The sequence below is a fragment of the Sinomonas atrocyanea genome (assembly GCF_030811715.1).
In the GTDB taxonomy this organism is placed as follows: Bacteria; Actinomycetota; Actinomycetes; order Actinomycetales; family Micrococcaceae; genus Sinomonas; species Sinomonas atrocyanea_A.
In genome coordinates this window covers 233,972-251,642 of record NZ_JAUSRH010000005.1, presented here as the reverse complement: position 1 = coordinate 251,642, position 17,671 = coordinate 233,972, and the positions used below count along the sequence as shown (strand labels likewise).

The 17,671-nt window shown below is 70.3% G+C and carries 13 protein-coding genes; 2 read left to right on the top strand and 11 right to left on the bottom strand.

The genetic code is table 11. From position 1 onward, the window contains the following. Positions 1-7 precede the first annotated feature (7 nt). Entirely contained in the window at positions 8-1,612 is a 1,605-nt protein-coding gene (locus J2W21_RS10580; RefSeq protein WP_307114477.1) for an APC family permease, read from the top strand. 265 nt (positions 1,613-1,877) lie between these two features. On the opposite strand, the gene J2W21_RS10575 is transcribed toward J2W21_RS10580, so the two are convergent. The 8 genes from J2W21_RS10575 to J2W21_RS10540 form a co-directional block, all read right to left on the bottom strand. Further along, entirely contained in the window at positions 1,878-4,388 is a 2,511-nt protein-coding gene (locus J2W21_RS10575; protein ID WP_307114476.1) for a glycoside hydrolase family 2 protein, read from the bottom strand. Positions 4,389-4,485: 97 nt separating this feature from the next. Beyond that, positions 4,486-5,559: a glycoside hydrolase family 130 protein gene (locus J2W21_RS10570; protein ID WP_307114475.1), complete on the bottom strand. Its 1,074-nt coding sequence runs from the start codon at positions 5,557-5,559 to the stop codon at positions 4,486-4,488. 54 nt (positions 5,560-5,613) lie between these two features. Next, positions 5,614-6,660 carry a glycoside hydrolase family 130 protein gene (locus tag J2W21_RS10565; RefSeq protein WP_307114474.1) on the bottom strand — a complete coding sequence of 349 codons (1,047 nt, stop codon included), beginning with the start codon at positions 6,658-6,660 and terminating at the stop codon, positions 5,614-5,616. 13 nt (positions 6,661-6,673) lie between these two features. Further along, on the bottom strand, positions 6,674-7,555 hold the full coding sequence (locus J2W21_RS10560; protein ID WP_373423100.1) for a carbohydrate ABC transporter permease: 882 nt from the start codon (positions 7,553-7,555) through the stop codon (positions 6,674-6,676). Between the two features lie 2 nt (positions 7,556-7,557). Continuing rightward, positions 7,558-8,529 carry a carbohydrate ABC transporter permease gene (locus J2W21_RS10555; protein ID WP_373423099.1) on the bottom strand — a complete coding sequence of 324 codons (972 nt, stop codon included), beginning with the start codon at positions 8,527-8,529 and terminating at the stop codon, positions 7,558-7,560. 1 nt (position 8,530) lies between these two features. Further along, positions 8,531-9,826 carry an extracellular solute-binding protein gene (locus tag J2W21_RS10550; protein ID WP_307114472.1) on the bottom strand — a complete coding sequence of 432 codons (1,296 nt, stop codon included), beginning with the start codon at positions 9,824-9,826 and terminating at the stop codon, positions 8,531-8,533. A gap of 40 nt (positions 9,827-9,866) precedes the next feature. After that, positions 9,867-10,889: a LacI family DNA-binding transcriptional regulator gene (locus J2W21_RS10545; protein WP_307114471.1), complete on the bottom strand. Its 1,023-nt coding sequence runs from the start codon at positions 10,887-10,889 to the stop codon at positions 9,867-9,869. Positions 10,890-11,004: 115 nt separating this feature from the next. Continuing rightward, positions 11,005-12,231 (bottom strand): glycoside hydrolase family 26 protein, encoded by a 1,227-nt coding sequence (locus J2W21_RS10540; protein WP_307114470.1) that lies wholly within the window; start codon positions 12,229-12,231, stop codon positions 11,005-11,007. A 240-nt stretch (positions 12,232-12,471) separates the two neighbouring features. Between J2W21_RS10540 and J2W21_RS10535 the strand changes: the two genes are divergently transcribed. Beyond that, positions 12,472-12,894 carry a ChaB family protein gene (locus J2W21_RS10535; protein WP_307114469.1) on the top strand — a complete coding sequence of 141 codons (423 nt, stop codon included), beginning with the start codon at positions 12,472-12,474 and terminating at the stop codon, positions 12,892-12,894. A gap of 31 nt (positions 12,895-12,925) precedes the next feature. Here the strand turns inward: J2W21_RS10535 and J2W21_RS10530 are convergent, their stop codons facing one another. From J2W21_RS10530 to J2W21_RS10520, 3 genes are read right to left on the bottom strand one after another with little or no spacing between them, the layout of a single operon-like run. Beyond that, the gene (locus J2W21_RS10530) at positions 12,926-13,921 is read right to left on the bottom strand and encodes an NAD-dependent epimerase/dehydratase family protein (protein WP_307114468.1); all 996 of its coding nucleotides are present in this window, start codon (positions 13,919-13,921) and stop codon (positions 12,926-12,928) included. Continuing rightward, the gene (locus J2W21_RS10525; protein WP_307114515.1) at positions 13,918-16,578 is read right to left on the bottom strand and encodes an alpha/beta fold hydrolase; all 2,661 of its coding nucleotides are present in this window, start codon (positions 16,576-16,578) and stop codon (positions 13,918-13,920) included. The genes J2W21_RS10530 and J2W21_RS10525 overlap by 4 nt, the downstream gene beginning before the upstream one ends. Continuing rightward, positions 16,572-17,594 (bottom strand): 3-oxoacyl-ACP synthase III, encoded by a 1,023-nt coding sequence (locus J2W21_RS10520; protein WP_307114467.1) that lies wholly within the window; start codon positions 17,592-17,594, stop codon positions 16,572-16,574. The genes J2W21_RS10525 and J2W21_RS10520 overlap by 7 nt, the downstream gene beginning before the upstream one ends. Positions 17,595-17,671 lie beyond the last annotated feature (77 nt).

Here is a 17,671-nt window from a genome sequence, read left to right as displayed (position 1 = left end):
GCCTCCCATGAAAGACCGCACTTCCCGCGTTCCTCACCCGAGCGGGCATGACGACAATGGCGTCGCCGAGTTCGGCTACACCCAGACGCTCGAGCGCAGCCTCGGCAGCTTCCACACCTTCGCCGCCGGGGTGAGCTTCATCTCGATCCTCACCGGCTGCTTCCAGCTCTTCTATTTCGGCTTCGGGTTCGGCGGCCCGGCCTACTGGTGGACCTGGCCCATGGTGTTCGTCGGGCAGCTCATGGTCGCCCTCTGCTTCGCCGAATTGGCAGCCCGGTACCCGGTGGCCGGTTCCGTCTACAACTGGGCCAAGAGACTCGGCAACGGCCACGTCTCGTGGATCGGCGGCTGGCTGCTGATCTTCGCGAGCATCTTCACGCTGGCAGGCGTCGCGCTGGCCCTCCAGATCACCCTGCCCCAGATCTGGAGCGGGTTCCAGATCATCGGTGACGGCTCCGGGCCCTACGACTTCGCCCTGAACGGCGCCCTCCTGGGCGGAATCCTGATCGTCTTCACGACCCTCGTCAACGCGTGGGGAGTCAAGCTCATGGCCATGATCAACAGCGCAGGCGTGTTCATCGAGCTTGTCGCCGCCGTGCTCCTGATCGTCGTCCTGGCCTTCCACATCAACCAGCCGATCACGGTGATCTTCGACTCCAACAACGCCCCCGCGCAGCACCACACCGACTTCCTCGGGGCCTTCCTTGTCGCCTCCTTGGCCTCGGGCTTCGTGATGTTCGGCTTCGACACCGCTTCCTCGCTCGGCGAAGAGGCGAAGGATCCCAAGAAGAGCTCTCCCAAGTCCGTCCTCCGCGCGGTGAACGCGTCCTTCTGGCTCGGGGGCGCCATCCTCCTCTTCGGCATCCTCGCTGCCAAGGACATCAAGGACCCGAAGATCGCGAGCGGGGACGGGGGCCTGCAGTACATCGTGCTCAGCGTCCTCGGCGACGGCCTCGGCAAGGTCTTCCTCGCGGCGGTCGCCATCGCCATCGTGGTCTGCGGGCTCGCGGTCCACACCGCAGCAATCCGTTCGGTCTTCGCCATGTCACGCGACAACAACCTGCCCTTTGCCCGGCAGCTGTCCAAGGTGCACCCCGTGTCGAAGACGCCCGTCCTGCCGGCAATCGTCGTCGGAGCCATCGGGATCCTGATCCTGGTGGTCAACGTGGGCCAGCCCCAGATCTTCACCGTCGTCACCAGCGTCGCGGTGGTCTTCATCTACGCCGGGTACCTCTGCGTCACCCTGCCCATGCTGGTCCGCCGCCTGCGGGGCGAATGGCCGGGCGAGGGGCCGGGCAAGGGCTATTTCAGCCTCGGCAGGTGGGGTCTTCCCGTCAACATCATCGCGGTCGTGTGGGGCGCGGGCATGGCGCTGAACCTCGTCTGGCCGCGCGAGGAGCTCTACGGCGACTACCCCTGGGGCGGCGTGATCGCGATCGCGACCGTGACGGTCCTCGGATTCGGCTACTACTGGTTCCGGCTGCGGGGAAAGACGATGATCCTGGCCGAACACGCCGCCCAGCCGCGGGGGCCTGAGGCTGCGGCCGAGCCGTCGTCTCTCGGTCCGGAGAACGCCGCTGATCTTGACCCCGCGGTCTCGGAGGCCGTGTGAGGCACTGGTGATCGAGGGTGGCGCCGGAAGATCATCTTCTGGCGCCACCCGCCGTCGTCCGCGCTCCCCAACCGTGTGGACTACCCGACGAGGACCCACCGCGGCGTCGACGGCATCCACTCAAAGCGGCACCTCGTGGACTACGCCCGGAGCCTCGGCGCCCCCGGCCGCTCGACCATGGCCAAGCCCAGCCGGTCCGGGCGCTGGAGAAGGCGAACAAGCGGAAGACGGCGCTGAGCAGGAAGACGCAGGGCTCAGGCTGCCGTCAGGCCCCCGCCGCCTGCCCGCCGTCGTCCGCCGCGACGAGCTGGTTGGCGCTTCGGAGGACGCGGCGGTTGCTCAGCTCGGAGAGGGTGAGCGGCTGCGTGGTCCGGATCCGGAATTCGGCTGTCTCTGCGGGCAGGAGCGTCACGAGCGCCTGGTCGACCGTGGCGTCGGGGTCGAGTTTGTCGACGAGGACCGTGACATCGCGCAGGAGGGTGCGCGCCGTGATCCGGAGCAGGATGCCGTCGTCGCGCGGCTCCGTCTCAGCCGAGAAATCGGCGGGGTCGAGGTCCTGGTCGCGGTACTCGGCGAAGTGCCAGAGCGCTCGAGTTCCGGCCAGGACGGCGACCAGCATCTCCGACGCGGCGTCGGCCGGGAGGCTGAGGTGCTCGGCGAGGGGCGTCCTGGTGGCTGACCTCGGCGGGACCCGCACGTCCACCCGCTCGGCGGCGAGGACCTGGCCCGAGAGCGTGCGGCGTTCGATCCGGAGCTCGCCCTCCCAGGCCTGGTCGGTGTCGTTGACGGCGGCGGCCTCGAGCGAGGGGCGCGCCGACGAGGGATCGGCGGGCTGGATGGTCAGGATCCTGTCCGCATTGGCGGCACGGAGGGCGGCGTAGAGCGGCTTCTCGCGGCCGTCGCCGTCGATGGCGGCCCACGAGGTGACCGGCCAGCAGTCGTTCAACTGCCAGACGATCGATCCGGTGCAGTGCGGTGCGAGCGATCGGAACCATTCGACGCCCGTCCTCACGGCGTTGGCCTGATTGAGCTGCATGGCCCAGTGCCAGTCGTGCATCTCATCGGGCAGCGGCAGGTGTGCCACGAGCCCGCGGGTGAGCTTGGTGTTCCCGTCGGAGGCCTTCTGGTGCGAGATCATGCCGGGTGATTCGGGCGTGAGCGGATCGTCGCTGAGCGCACGGGTGAGCGTGGACCAGGCCGGGGGCCCCTGCCAGCCGAATTCGGCGACGAAGCGGGGCCGGTAGTCGCGGTAGTGGAGGTAGTCCTTCTCGTTCCACAGGTCCCAGATGTGCATGGTCCCCCTCGACGGGTCATTGGGGTCTGCCTGCGGGTCGAAGCCAGCGGGGGCGGGGGTGAAAGGGGACCCCGGCGTGTAGGCGACGTGCGGGGCCAGCTCGGCCACGATGCCGGGCAGCACGGCGCAGTAGTACTCCAGGCCCCAAGAACGTCCTCCGAGGAGGGTCTGCCAGTCCCAGTCCGTGTATCCCCAGAGGTTCTCGTTGTTGCCGTTGAGGACGACCAGGGAGGGATGGGCCGCGAGCCGGGCGACCGCCTCGCGCGCCTCAGCCTCGATCTCCGAGCGGAGGGGCTCCTCCTCCGAGTAGGCGGCGCAGGCGAGGAGGAAGTCCTGCCAGGTGAGGATGCCGTGCTCGTCGCACAGTGAGTAGAAGTCCTCGGACTCGTAGATCCCCCCACCCCACACACGCAGCAGGTTCAGGCCGGCTTCAGCGGCCTGGCCGATGCGCCGGGCATAGCGGGCGCGATCCACGCGGTGGGGGAAGGCATCGTCGGGAATCCAGTTGGCACCCTTGACGAACACGGGCCGGCCGTTCACCTCGATGCCGAAGCCGGTGCCCGCGCTGTCCTCAGCCATGGCCAGCGTCACGGTGCGGAAGCCGATGGCCTGGCTCCAGGTGTCCAGGGCCTGCCCGTTTCCGTCCTCGGCGGGGCGGAGCCCTACGTCGAGCCAGTACAGCGCCGGCTCACCGTAGCCACGCGGCCACCACAGGTCCACGGACGGGAGCCTGAGGGTGAGGACGGCCGACGATGACCCGGGGGAGATGACGGCGCGGGCGGTCGCGCCGCCGATTCCTGCCGTGATCAGGAGGGGCTCGTGCCCGGAGGCCCGGGCAACCTCGACATGGACTTGCACCACGCCGTCGGCCCCGTCCACGGTGGCGACCGGGCGCACCGAGGCGAGGCGCGCCGTCGACCACTGCTGCAGGTGCACGGGCTTCCAGATCCCTGCCGTGGCCGTGTCGATTCCCCAGTCCCAGCCGAAGCTGCACGCCATCTTCCGCAGGGCGTTGTACGGGTGGTGGTTGGCGTGGGGCCGGTAGCCGAGTTCGAGGGAGCGCCGGTCGGCTTCCCTGACGGCGGAGGAGAACTCGACCGTGAGGTGGTTGGTGCCCGGCACGAGGTGCGTCGTGGCGTCGATCCTGTGGGTGCGGTGCATGTTCTCCGCGTGGAGGACGGGATGCCCGTTGAGGGCGACGGCGGCCACGGTGTCGAGGCCCTCGAAGACGAGCTCGCTCCGCTCGTCCCCGGGTACCCATTCGAACGAGGTCGTGTAGCGCCAGTCGGACTGGGCTACCCAGGCCTGCAGGGCTTCGTTGCCGTCGAGGTAGGGGTCCTCGATGATCCCGGCTGCCAGGAGGTCGGTGTGCACGGTACCCGGGACGGTGGCGGGGACGTCCTTGAGGCGGCCCGAGGACGAGGGGCGGGGGCCCCCGATGTGGGAGAGGGCCCAACCGTGGGAGATGGCGGTGCGTTTCATTCGAGGCTCCGGGGTCGGCCGGGCGGTCCCGGGCGGGCATGGAGGGGTCGGACCGGCCCGCAGGGGGGTGCGGGCCGGTCCGACGTCTTAGGGGGGGTCAGCGCGGGGAGGCGCTGCGTTCAAGGCGGGCGACACCGATCTTGGAGTCGGCCATGCCGTAGAAGACGAACAGGGCGCCGTCGACTTCTTCGATCGCGGTGGGGAAGACGACGTTGGGCACGATTCCTTCGCGTTCGTCGTCGGTGTCGGCGGAGAGCAGCGGGGCGTCGGTGCGCGCCGTGACGCGCCACGGCTGCTCGGAGTCGAGGATCATCGCGCCGGCCGCGTAGTTGACGTTCTTCTGCTGGGCGACGCCGGGGACGAGCTCGCCCACGACGCCGTGGTGGAGCAGCAGCCAGCCTTCCTCCACCCGGATGGGCGCGGGGCCGCTTCCGATCTTGGTCTGCTCGAACGGCGCCTCGGGCGATGCGACGACCCGGTGCCCGCGCCAGCGTGCGAGTGCCCTGATGTCCTCCTGGACCTCGTCGACGGGGATGAAGCTGATCCAGATGCTAGGCCGCTCATCAGGCAGGCCTGCCGGGGGCATGGCCACCTCGCCGGGACGGACGTCCTGCAGGTCCCACGAGGGGCGGTGCAGGACGGCGAAGCTGGGCACCCCGTCGGGATCGCGCACGACCTCGGGGAAGAAGACGGCGTCCTTGTTCGGGTAGAGGCCCAGATCGACGTCGAGGCCGTCGTCATATTCGAAGGACACCGGGCCGAGCCGCCGCCAGGACCTCTCATCGTGGGAGACGGCGAGGGCAGTGCGGGGGCCGAGGGGCCCGTAGGCGACATAGGTCATCACGTTCAGCCCGAGCTCGGGGATGAAGGTGACGCGCGGGTCCTCGACGCCCGCGTTCTGTGCGCCGTGCTCCCAGGAGCGGTCCGGGGAAAGGACGACGCCCTCGCGCGCCACGTCGACGGGCATGCCGTCGGCGACCTTGATCTCGGCCAGGCCGATGCGGGACACGTTCCCTGCGGCGACCAGGCGGGGCAGCAGGTACAGGGTGCCGTCCGCGCCGCGGACAGTGGCCGGGTTGAGGACGCCCTCGGCCTCGAGCTCGTTGTCGGGTTCGGGGGACATGATGACGCCGGCGCGGGTGAGGGCATAGGGGAACTGGGTGGTGGTCATGGCGTGGTGCTCCAGGAGTCTCGATACGGGGGAGGCGGTCGGGGAGAAGCGCGGTCAGTTCTCTGAGCGGTAGAGGTAGAGTTCCCGCTGGCCCGCGGGGGCGTCCCATCCTTGGGCGAAGGTCCACCGATCGCCGTAGCGGATCAGGCCGCCCCAGGCGAGCGAGCCTCCGCGGTGGAGGGCGATCTGGGTGAAAGGGTCCTCGAGCGAGTAGAGCGCCTGGGCTGCCGCGAAGTTCCCGTCGTGGTCGCCGTAGAAGAAGTCCAGGACGAGGTTGCCCTCGGTGACCACGGCGCAGGCGACTTCGTGGAGGGAGCCGAGGGCGGAGATGTCCAGGTACGGCTGCTCGGCGAAGTCCCAGTGCTCCATGTCCTTCGACCGGCCGACGACGGCCCTGCCGTCGCATCCCTCCGAGAGGAACATCAGGTAGTCGCCCCCGATCTTCACCGCTTCGCCGGTGCCGTCGGTCGGGATCACGGCGCCCTTCGCCCAGAGGTGGGAGACCTCATGCGGAACGATCCGTCCGCGTTTCTCCCAGTGCACGAGGTCGTCGGAGACGGCGAGGTTGATGTCGCAGCCCACGTCTCCGAGGGGCCATCCCGGGGAGGGGTAGGCCTCCGCCTCGCTGGTCCCGGCCAGTGGCCAGATCCCGTTGTAGAAGAGGTAGTAGCGCCCAGCGGCCGTGTAGACCTTGGGGTCCTCCACTCCGAGCAGCTCATTGTCCAGCGTCGGGTAGACGACCGGGTTCTGGCCTTCGGCCCATCCGTGGCCCGGGGTGTGGACCGCGGTGCCGATGCGGCTCTCGAGGCTCTCCTTCCGGGGTGAGGCGCGGTAGAAGAGGTGGAGCACGCCGTCGCGCTCGATCAGGCTCGGATTGAAGATCGAGGCGCTCGTCCAGCCGATGCCGGTCGGATCCGGCCATTGGCCCTGGGGCTTGAAGGTGAGGCCCTCGTCCTTCCGGAAGGGCCCGATCGCCCAGTCCGGGCGGTCGTCCCAGTCGGCGGAGAACTGGTCAGTGGAGAGCGCGTCGGTGGATGCGTTCGTGTGGCTCAGGGCGCGGGCCAGGCCGTCCTGGAGCGCTGCCGTGGTGAGGGGGTGCATGGGTCCTTCCGGGTCAGCCCTTGATGCTGGAGCCGAGGTCTGTGGCGGTGAACTGCTTCTGGAACACGATGAACAGCACCACGGCGGGCAGGGCGAGCACGCAGGCGCCCGCCAGGATCGCGCCGAAGGGGTTGGACGTGGCCGAAGCGACGGTGGAGATGTAGTTGGCCAGGGACACGGCGAGCGGCTGCATCGAGGCGTCCTTGGTCACGAGGAACGGCCAGAGGAATTCGTTCCACGGACCGATGAAGGTCAGGAGGACCGCCGTGACCAGTGCCGGGCGCACCAGCGGCAGCGCGATCCTGAACAGGATGCCCAGCTCGCCGGCGCCGTCGATGCGGGCGGCCTCGAACAGGGATGCCGGAACCTGGAGGAAGTACTGGCGGAAGACGAACACGGCGGTCGAGTTGATCGCGAAGGGCAGGATCATTCCGAGGTAGCTGTCGCCGAGGCCGTAGTCGCGCACGATCATGATGTAGAGGGGAATGAGCAGGAGCTGGAACGGGATCATCTGCACCAGCAGCATGAGGGCGAACACGAACCCGCGCCCACGGAATCGCATCTGTGCCATCGCGTACCCGGCGAGGATGCCGAAGACGACCGTGCACAGGATCACCCCGCCGGTGAAGATCCCCGAGTTCACCAGGGCCCGGAGCAGGTTGATCGAGTCGTTGATGTTGGCGTAGTTCTGCCCGGTGAGGTTTCCCGGATGGGGGAAGGCCCCGGCGACGCTCGTGTCCGGGCTCGACTGCAGCGACCCGACCACCATGTAGTAGAAGGGGAACAGGAACGCCAGGGCCCCGAGGGAGAGCAGGATGACGCTCCCGGCGCCGAGGCGACGGCGCGCGGCGCGGCGGGGCGCCGCGTCGGCGGTGCTGGTGGTGTTGGTGCCCATGGTCATTCTTCCTTCCCCCCGACGAGCCTCTTCTGGATGAGCGTGACCACCAGGATCCCGGCGACCAGCACCACACCGAGGGCGGCGGCGATGTCCGGGTTCCCCTGCAGGATTCCCTTCTGGTACATCAGGAACACCGGCGAGGAGGAGGCGCCGTCCGGGCCGCCGCCCGCGGTGAGGAGGTACGGCTCGGTGAAGAGGTTTGCTCCGGTGATGGTGGCCAGGATGACGACGAGGACGCTGGCGGATCGCACGCCCGGCACGGTGACGTTCCAGAACTGAACCCACCTGCCCCCGCCGTCCACGGCAGCGGATTCGTAGAGCTCGTTCGGGATGTTCTGCAGAGCGGCCAGGTAGAGCAGGATGAAGAACCCCAGTTGCTTCCACGTGACGAAGAGTGCCACCGTGGGCATGGCGAGCCACGAGTTGACCAGCCAGGACGGCTCGGGGGCGAGGGGGCCCAGCACCGAATTCACGAGGCCGTGCTGCTGGAACAGGAACAGCCACACACCGACGACGGCGACGCTGGCGGTCACGTAGGGGACGTAGTAGCAGACTCTGAAGAAGGTGCGCAGCCACTGCACTCGGTTCAGGGCGGTCGCGAGGACGAGGGAGAGGCCGACCGTCAGCGGGACGTTGATCACCAGGAACACCAGGATGTTCAGGAACGACTGCTGGACAGCCGGGTCCGAGAGCACGCTGACGTAGTTGTCCAGTCCCACGAACGGCCGGTCAACGTCCACACCGGGGGCGGTGAAGTAGTACTGGTGGACCGAGATGTAGACCGCGAACCCGAACGGGACGGCGAGCACGCCCATCACGTACACCACGTACGGGAGGGAGAACAGGATTCCGAGCGGGTGCTGGCCGAGCAGTCTCGCCCGGGGGCGTCCGCCCCCGCGCCGGGCTGCGGAGGCGGGCTTCGCCTCCGCAGCGGGCGGCACGGGAGATGTCGTCTGAGGGTGGGTCATCATGCTACTTCTGCGACACGAGCTGGTTGATCTTGTCCGAGGCGCCCTTGAACGCGTCGTCGACGCTCTGATTGGCGAAGATCACGGACTTCGACCAGGCGTCGCGGAACGTCTGCCACACCTGGACGGAGTTGGAGACATTGGGGACCTCGACGGTGCGCGAGGCCTGGTCCGCGAACTGGCTGTAGGACGGGTTCTTTGCGAAGTAGTCCGCGTAGGCCGTGGTGAGCCCCTGGCGCATCGGCATCTGGCCGGTCTCCTGGAGGAGCTTGCCGTCCTCGTCCTTGCTGGTTGCGAACTTGAGGACCTCCCACGCCGTGCCCTGGTTCTTGCAGGCGGTGTACATGGCAACGTTCTTCGCGTCCGAGAAGGTCGAGACCTTGTCCTGCTGCTGGGGAGCGGGGATCGGCACGGCGCCCCAGTTGACCTTGCCCTTGTAGGCGTCGATCGCCCATGGGCCGGCCAGCGCCATCGCGGACTTCCCTTCTCCGAAGGAGTCGCCCTGGTAGGTCTCCTTCGAGGCCAGGTTCTCCTTGTAGAGGGTCTGGAACAGGTTCGCGACCTGCTTGCCCTGGTCGTCGTCGAAGGTCGCCTTGCCGTCCTTGACCAGCTGGGTGCCGCCGGTGGCCGCGGCGTAGAACGGATAGAAGTCGAACCAGGACTGGTAGAAGTCGCTGGCGGGGGAAGGCCAGACGGCGGTCTTGACGGCCCCGGACTTGACCAGTGCTCGGGCGGTGTCGAGGAACTGCTGCTGGGTGGCGAGCTGCGGGTGGTCGGGGTCAAGGCCGGCCTTCTTGAACAGGTCCTTGTTGTAGAACAGCACCACCGGGTTCGACTTCCACGGCAGCTGGTAGAACTTGCCGTCGGCGGACTTGTACTGGTCCGCCAGCGCCCCGGTACGGTCCTTGATGTACTGCGCGCCGTCCGGGAAGGAGTCCAGCGGGACGAGTCCGCCCTGCTTCTGGAACTGTGGGACCGCTGCGGGCGAGGTATTGAACACCAGGCACGGCGCGCTCCCGGCAGAGATCGCCGCACCGATGACTTCCTCGGAGCTCTTGCCGGCCGGGATCTCCTGCCCCTCGACCTGCTGATCGGGGTGCGCCGCGTTCCAGGCGGAGACCATTTCCTTGCCCCACTTCACTTCGGCGGCGTTGTTCGAGTACCAGACTTTGATGGGGCCCTTCGCGGTCGCTGCGGCCGACTGCGCCGACGAGCCGCCGCCGCAGGCTGCGAGGCTGGCTCCGAGCACCGCGACAGCGGCAGCGGACAGAATTCGAGCAGGCGTGATCGCACGCACCATTGCGTCTCCTAGTGGTGGGGATGGAGTTCTTGGAAAGAGTTCAGGCGTCTGCGGTGACCGGAGCCGGTCCCGTGGAGGCCCGCACGATGAGGCGGGGCGGGGGCATCGTGATGTCCTCGCCGTTACTGGTGCCGTGGATGAGCGAGAGGAGCGCGGTCGCGGCCTCGTGCCCCCACGGAATGGGATCGGCAGCGATGGTGGTCAGAGGGGGATTGAGGTACTGCGCAAACTCGGCGTTGTCGTAGCCCACGATCGACAGTTCCCCCGGAACTGAGAAGCCGAGGGTCTGTGCCTTCGACTGGCCCGCGGTCGCCATGAGGTCATTCGCGTACACGATCGCGGTCGGAGGCTCTGCGAGGGCCAGGAGCTGGGCAGTGGCTTCGACGCCTGCCTCAGCGGTGAAGTCGGCTTCAAGGAACAACGTAGGCTCGAGACCTGCCTGGGCCATCGCTTCAGTCCAGGCGAGCCGGCGGCCGCGCCCGTGCACGAACCCCTGCGGTCCGCCGACGTGGGCGATGCGCCGGTGGCCGAGGCCGACCAGATGGCGCACAGCTTCCTTGACGCTCTCGCTTCCGTCCATGCAGACCGCCGGGAAGGGCGAAGCGATGGCCGGTCGATTGAGGGTCACTGCGGGAAGCCCGAAGCCCTTGAGGAGTTCCACTCGGGGATCGTCCGTGCGGAGGTCGGTCAGGATGAAGCCGTCCACCCGTCCCGCCGCGAGCTTGCGGTAGCCCGCCTCCGCAGCCTCCCCATGGGCCACTGCCAGGACCAAGGTGTACTCATGGGCTGCGAGAACGGTCTCGATCCCGGCGATGAAGCCGGCAAAGAACGGGTCGGTTCCGAGCAGCCGCGGGTCGCGCTCGAGGATCAGCCCGATGGCGAAGGACCGCGAAGAGGCCAATCCCTTGGCCCTCAGGCTCGGTGTCCAGCCCAGCCCTCGTGCGACGGCCAGGATGCGGCTCCGGGTCTCCTCTCCGACGCCCTTCTGCCCGTTCAGGGCCAAGGACACCGCACCCTTGCTGACGCCGGCAGCAGCCGCGACATCACTGATGGTTACTGCCACCGCGAGTTCCTCCCTTCCTGTGACCGCTGCCACAAAACCGGTTTAGTCCGTCCAAACTAAACCGGTTCAGCGACGGCGTCAACCCCTGGGGAGGCTCTCGGCTCAGACGCGCCGCTCACGGCCTCGCAGCGAGGGCGGCGGCGAACGCCGATGCGGAGGACGAGGAGGAATCGATCCGCCAGTCCACTTCCTTGCTGAGGTCGAACCAGGCGAAGCCCATGATGCCGGGATTCGCGGAGAGGTACTGGATGAGGGACTGGTTCCACGCGGCCTTGTCCCCGCCCTGCTCGGCCGAGGCGGTCTCCGCGATCAGCACCTGCTTGGACGGGGCCAGACCAGCCAGTTCGGACAGGCCCTGCCCGAACAGCGCGTCCGGCATCACCCACGTGCTTCCCCACGACTGGGTGGTGCCCCAGTTGTAGCCGTCGAGGCCCACGAGGTCCGCGTACGCGTCGCCCGGGTAGAGCCCGGGCAGATCGGTCGAGCCGGCGTACGGGACGTTGGGGCACCAGACCCACTGGACGTTCGTCACGCCGGCTGACGTGAAGAGGTCCCGCACGTGCCGGAAGGCCCTCGCGTAGTCGCCTGGGGCGTTCCCATTGACCTGCTCGGACCACGGGTACCAGTTCCCGTTCATCTCGTGGGCGAAGCGCAGCAGCACCGGGGCGCCGTAGGCCTTCAGGCCGCTCGCCCACTGGCCGATGTACGCGTCGTAGGCCCCGCCCCAGATCGCGCTGAGCGCGTACGCGGGCTGGGCGGTTCCACCCACCGAGGCGTCCCACGGCTCCCACGTCAGGAGCGGCGTCGCGCCGCGGCCGGCCACCGAGGCCAGGCCGCTCGTCGGCAGCGGACTCGTCCAGTCGCAGTACGCCTGGACGATCGAGGGGCCCTCGCCGGCGATCGTGGCGACGTGGTCCAGCTCTGCGGCGGAGCTGTAGCCGCTGGCGGTCGCGACACCGAAGCGCAGCGGGTGGTTCAGGTTGGGTGCCGGGACCGTGGTGGCGGCGGTGACGGTGAAGGGCGCCTGCGCGGAGGAAGGACCCACCGTGGCGGCGACGTACGCCGTCCCCGACAGGCCGCCGGGAACGGTGATGGTGGTCTGGAAGTAGCCGGACGCGGACGTGGTGACGGTGGCCGTCGCCGAGCCCAGGGTCACGCTGCCCTTGGTCTTCTTCGGGAAGCTCGTTCCGGTGACGGTGACGACCGTGCCGGTGGGACCGGAGGTCGGACTGAGCGCGAGGGCCCCGGCGGATGCCCTCGCGGCGGTGCCGCCCAGGGCGGCGGCGGCCACCCCCAGCGAGGCGCCGAGGAGCACATCACGGCGGCGGATGGTCGTCTTCATGGGGGAGCGGGCCTTCCGGAACGTGGGCAGGGGAGGGGAATCCTCTCATCCAGTCCACCGCACCACCAGCCACAGGAGCGCCGTCCTGCCGCAAACCTGCGGAAATCCTCGGGCAGGGGAGCGGACGACGGCGGGTGGGCACCCGCCGTCGTCCGCGGAACCCGATCTCGTCTGACCTCTCCCGGCGCGGGTAAGAACCGTGCACAGCGGACTCTGCCGAACCAGTCAGAGGAGGACACGATGCCCAAGACGGACAAGAGCGGCAAGGCGAGGAAGGACGAGCTCCCCTCGACCATCCAGCGCTCCGGCGCCAAGGCCCAGCAGACCTTCGCGAAGGCCCACGACTCGGCCGAGGAGACCTACCACGACGAGGAGAGGGCCCACCGCGTCGGGTACTCGGCCCTGAAGCACACGCACGAGAAGGTGGGCGACCACTGGGAGCCCAAGGAGGGCAAGGGCCCGTCCGACGAGCAGGCCGCCGGCGGCGCCTCGACCCGGCGCGAGACCCACGGCGGCGTCGACGCCAATGCCTCGAAGAAGCACCTCTACGACCTCGCCAAGAGGCTCGACGTCCCCGGCCGCTCCACCATGACGAAGGAGCAGCTGGTCGAGGCGCTGGAGAAGGCCAACACCAGGAAGACGGCGCAGAGCCGCAAGAAGTAGCGGGCCCGCAAGGGCAACGGTCCTTCCTCCGCTACGGGAGGGAGCCCCCGCCAGCGCCGCGGCCGCCGTAGTACTCGGCCAGCCGCGCCAGACCCTCGTCGAGGGAGACAGCAGGCGTCCAGTCGAGGAGCTCACGGGTCTCGCGCTGGTCGTACCAGTGGGCCGTGGAGAGCTGCTCGGCAAGGAACCTCGTCATGGGGGGCTCCTCCTTCCGCCCTGCCCGGATCCAGAGCTTCTCCACCACCGCGCCCGCCGCCCGCGCCACCGTGCCCGGCACGGCCCAGCCCGGTGCGGGCACGCCGCCGGCGGCGCAGATCCCCGCGAGCAGCTCGCCGACCGGGCGGGGCTCGCCGTTGGTCACCACGACGGCCCTGCCGTGGACGTGCTCCATGCGGAACAGCGCGGCGACGATGGCCGCGGCGGCGTTGTCCACGTAGGTGGTGTCGATGAGGGCGGCGCCGGCGTCGAGCAGGGGCAGGCGGTGGCGTGCCGCGCGCTGCAGGACGCGCTCCACCAGCTGGGTGTCGCCGGGGCCCCAGACGACGTGGGGCCGCACCGCCGTGACCCGGAACCCCGGGGCGTCCGCCGCGAGTGCGAGCAGCTCGGCCTCGGCCTTGGTGCGGGAGTAGTCGCCGTGCGCACGCTCCGGGTCTGCCGGCTCCGCGCCCAGACCGGCGATGGCCGCTCCCGAGTTGGCGGCCGACGGGGAGGACACGAACACCACGTCCCGCACCCCGGCCTCCCGCGCGAGGCGCAGCAGCCGGCGGGTCCCTTCGACATTCACCTCGTCGAACTCTGCGGCGCGGCCCGTGAAGGAGACCTTCGCGGCCAGGTGGATGATCCCCTCGGCGCCCTCGACCGCTGAGCGGACCGCGGCATCGTCCGTGACGGACCCGCGGACGTCCGTGACGCCGTCGATCCCCGACGGGCGGCGCTGGAACGTGGTCACGGCGTGCCCCCGGCGGACGAGGAGCCGGGCCACCTCCCGTCCGAGCAGGCCACTGGCCCCGGTGACGAGGACCCTCATGGCGTCCCCGGGCGGCCGCCGGCCAGCGCCCGCGCCGCCCAGCGGGACAGGCGCGTCCTGTCGATCTTGGCGTTGTGCCGGATGTCCACCGGCAGCGCGGGGACCGCGAGCACGGCGGAGACCCCGACGCCGGCCTGGCGGGCCGCGCCGCGGACTTGTCCCGCGAGCCCCGGTGCCGCAGGACCGGCCGTGCGCGTGGGCGGCACGGTCTCCACGACGGCCACCACGGCCTGCGTGCCCGCGGGCCCGACCCCGCCGATGGCCGCCAGCCGGACGCCGTCCAGGCGCTCGATCGCCTGTTCGGCGCCCACGGGCGTCACCACGCCGCCCGGCGCGGTCACGACGTGGGCGAGCCGCCCCTCCACCCACAGCCGGCCGGCGGCGTCGAAGTGCCCCACGTCCCCGGTGCGGTGCCACCCGGGCAGGCTGGCGCTCTCCCGCTGGGTCAGCCAGAGCCTGTCGTAGGCGTCCTTGACGTGCGGGGCGCTGACCAGGATCTCGCCCGTCACGCCGGCCTCGGTCACGGGGTCGGACCCGGGGGCCGTGCCGTCCGCCGCGAGCGGGACGACGGCGACGCGGGCGCCGTGGACGGGCAGCCCGACGCACACGCCGTGGCCGGCGCCCGCCACGGTGCCGGCGGCAGCATCGGCGTCGGCCGCCTGGATCTGTCCGAGGCTGATGTCGGTGACCGGCAGCGCCTCCGTCATCCCGTACGGGGTGTGCAGCGAAGCGTGCGGCAGGAGCCGCTGCACCTCGGCCAGGAGCGGTCCGGGCACGGGCGCCCCGGCAGACAGCAGCAGCTCGACCCGCTCCAGAGCCTCCCGTCCTGCTTCACCCAGACCGTCCTGGGTGGCAAGGACGTTGCGCAGCGCCGCGGGCGAGGCGAAGACCACCGTGGCGTCGATGGCAGCGGCGGCGTCAGCCAGCGCACGGGCGGTCAGGGTCCGCGGGGCCGTGACGTCCATCGCCGGCGTCACCGACACGGCGCCGAGCGCCGGCCCCAGCAGGGCGAACGGGGCGAACCCGGCCACCAGCCGGGCACCGGGACCGATGCCGAACGTCCGGGCCACGGTGTCCCGCATCGCCGCCAGCTGCCGGTGCGTGTAGACCACGCCCTTCGCGGGGCCCGTGGAGCCGGACGTGAACAGGACCGCGGCAGGAGCCTCGGGGTCCGGAAGGGACATCCGCCGGTCCGATCCGAGCGCCGCGCCGCGGCGGGCCAGGGCAGTGAGGGATGTCTCGACGCCGAGGAGGCGGCGGCGCGCGGCCGGGAGGTCGCGCACGCTGATCCGACGTCCCGGCCAGCCGAGCACCGCGGCGGCCGCGAGCGCCCTGTCGATGCCGATGAGGAAGTCGGGGGCTGCGCCCTTCACGGCGCGGCTCAGGCCGCGGGTGCCCAGTCCGGCGTCGGCCACCACGACCACGGCGCCCAGCCGCAGGCACGCGTACAGGGCCACCGTGAGGTCCACGCCGGGCGGAACCATCAGGCTCACCCGGCTGCCACTGCGGACGCCGGCTTCGCGCAGCCCGGCGGCGAGCTCGGTGATGTCCCGGTCCAGCCGCTTCCAGCTGAGCGAGCGGCTGACGGCACCCTCCGGCGACATCTCCGCCACCGCCAGATCTGAGGCCGCCGGCCCTGCGGCGTGCTCGGCGAGCTGGTTCCACAGCGGGCGGAACTCCTCGGGGGCCAGCGCGGCGTCCGACGCCGGCGGCTCGCCGGCGCGGGCGACGTTCCGTTCGCCGAGCCACTGGAAGATCGGTGCGGCGATGTCCCGGTCTTCGGCCAGGAGGTGGCCCGCGCCCTCGAAGCGGTGCACATCCGCGTGCGGAAGCCGGCCGACGAGGTCCTTGAGGTACCGGTCGGAGAAGATGGGGTCCCGGGGGCCCCACAGCATCAGGGCCGGAACCTGCAGGTCCCGCAGCCCCTCCGCCACGGCGCTGAGCATTCCGAAGCTCGGATGGGAGGGGCCGAGGGGGATGTCCGCCACGAAATTCCCGACCCCGGCGCGCCGGCGGGCGCCGCGGTAGGGGGCCATGTAGGCCCGGCGGACCTCGGCCGGCAGCGCAGGCCGGGCCAAGGCGTGGGTCACCCGCAGGAAGGCGTCCGAGGTCGTCGTGCCCCAGCGGTGCACGGCCGGGTGCAGCGCGAGGCGCAGCGCCGGCGGAATCGGCGAGCCGGACGGCTGGTGGACGGCCGTGTTGGTCAGCACGACGGCGGCCAGGTCCCGCGGGTGCGCGAGGGCCCAGCCGAGGCTGACCGCCCCGCCCCAGTCGTGGCCTACCGTGACGACGGGCCCGTCCAGGTCCAGCGCGTCGGTGAGGTCGCCGAGGTCGTTGATCCGGTCTGCCAGACGCCGGAAGGTGCCGGTGCGCTCCGAGTAGCCCATGTCCAGCTGGTCCACCGCCACCACGCGCCACGGATGGGCCGGGTCTGACCCGGCGGCCAGCAGCGTGCGCCACAGGTACGACCACGTCGGGTTGCCGTGGACGCACAGCAGGGTGCCCGCCGGGACCAGGCCCCGGCGGGAGAGCTCGGCCGCGTTGTCCAGCAGGTGCCAGCGGCGCACCGTGCCCGGCGCGTCGACGGCCGAGGTGGACTTCACGGAGACGGTGCGGGACCAGTCCGGGTCCACCCCGGGCCACTGCGGAGTCACCAGACGATTTCCATCATGGCCGTGTTGAGCCCGGAGCCGACCCCCATGCAGAGGACCCGGTCCCCGGCGGTGAGGGACTGCGCCTCGGCGGCAAGGGTCATGGGGAGGGAAGCGGGGCCCACGTTGCCCCAGTGCGGGAACGTGATCGGGACCCTGTCCGGATCCAGGTCGATGGCCCTGATGATCGCCTGGGTGTAGGCGTTGCTGACCTGATGGGTGACGTAGCGGTCCATGGCAGCCCAGTCCCACTCCGGCTGGGCCTCGTGCCAGGCGTCCACCACGAGCCGGAGCCCGCCGTCGAGCAGGCCCTTCGTGTCCGTGGTCATGCCGTCGACGCCGCCCACGCACAGCTCGTGGTGCTCGGTGCCGGCGCGCATCACCCCGCCGACGAGGCGGTGCGCGCCGGGGTGCTCGTCCGCGGGGCCGAGGACGGCGGCGGCCGCCCCGGACCCGAGCGTGAGCGTGGCGAACTCGCGGCTGAAGTCCTCACGGGTGGTCTCGGGCCGCTGCAGCCGAGCCAGCGTGGCCTCCTGGGTGGCCTGCGCGTCCTCGCCGTTGACGATGACTGCGTACCTGATCTGGCCGGAGTCGATCATGTTGGCCGCGAGGATGACGCCGTTGACGAATCCGAGGCAGGCGTTGGCCAGATCGAAGTTCATCGCCGACGAGGGCAGGCCGAGCCCGTGGTGGATCTTCACCGCGACGGAGGGCTCGAGGTTGCGCCGGGTCACCGAGGTGTTGATCAGCAGCCCGACCTCGGACGCCTCGACGCCTGCCTCCGCCAGCGCCTTGGCGCCCGCCTCCATGGCGGCGTCGTCGAACGACGTCCCGGCGGCCCACCAGCGGCGGTGCGTCACGCCGGCAACGCGCTCCAGCAGCCGCGGGGGGAACTTCAGCCGCCGCAGCGTGGAGGCGAGCCTCCGGTCGAAGTCCGTGGAGCTCACGATCCTCGGAGCCTCGACGCTGCTCACCGAGAGCAGCGCAGTGTTGCTGTGGCGGAAGGTCGCGTTCCCTGCCAAGTCATGCCTCTGTTCGTATCCGTGCTGCATCCATGCGGTGACTGTACCCACCTGGGCCATGGGCCAGACGAAACAGC

What these genes read in the sequence shown, in the direction of transcription:
- J2W21_RS10580 (WP_307114477.1), top strand. Translation starts at nt 8, where the DNA reads ATGAAAGACCGCACTTCCCGCGTTCCTCACCCGAGCGGGCATGACGAC.
- J2W21_RS10575 (WP_307114476.1), bottom strand. Translation starts at nt 4,388, where the DNA reads ATGAAACGCACCGCCATCTCCCACGGTTGGGCCCTCTCCCACATCGGG.
- J2W21_RS10570 (WP_307114475.1), bottom strand. Translation starts at nt 5,559, where the DNA reads ATGACCACCACCCAGTTCCCCTATGCCCTCACCCGCGCCGGCGTCATC.
- J2W21_RS10565 (WP_307114474.1), bottom strand. Translation starts at nt 6,660, where the DNA reads ATGCACCCCCTCACCACGGCAGCGCTCCAGGACGGCCTGGCCCGCGCC.
- J2W21_RS10560 (WP_373423100.1), bottom strand. Translation starts at nt 7,555, where the DNA reads ATGGGCACCAACACCACCAGCACCGCCGACGCGGCGCCCCGCCGCGCC.
- J2W21_RS10555 (WP_373423099.1), bottom strand. Translation starts at nt 8,529, where the DNA reads ATGATGACCCACCCTCAGACGACATCTCCCGTGCCGCCCGCTGCGGAG.
- J2W21_RS10550 (WP_307114472.1), bottom strand. Translation starts at nt 9,826, where the DNA reads ATGGTGCGTGCGATCACGCCTGCTCGAATTCTGTCCGCTGCCGCTGTC.
- J2W21_RS10540 (WP_307114470.1), bottom strand. Translation starts at nt 12,231, where the DNA reads ATGAAGACGACCATCCGCCGCCGTGATGTGCTCCTCGGCGCCTCGCTG.
- J2W21_RS10535 (WP_307114469.1), top strand. Translation starts at nt 12,472, where the DNA reads ATGCCCAAGACGGACAAGAGCGGCAAGGCGAGGAAGGACGAGCTCCCC.
- J2W21_RS10530 (WP_307114468.1), bottom strand. Translation starts at nt 13,921, where the DNA reads ATGAGGGTCCTCGTCACCGGGGCCAGTGGCCTGCTCGGACGGGAGGTG.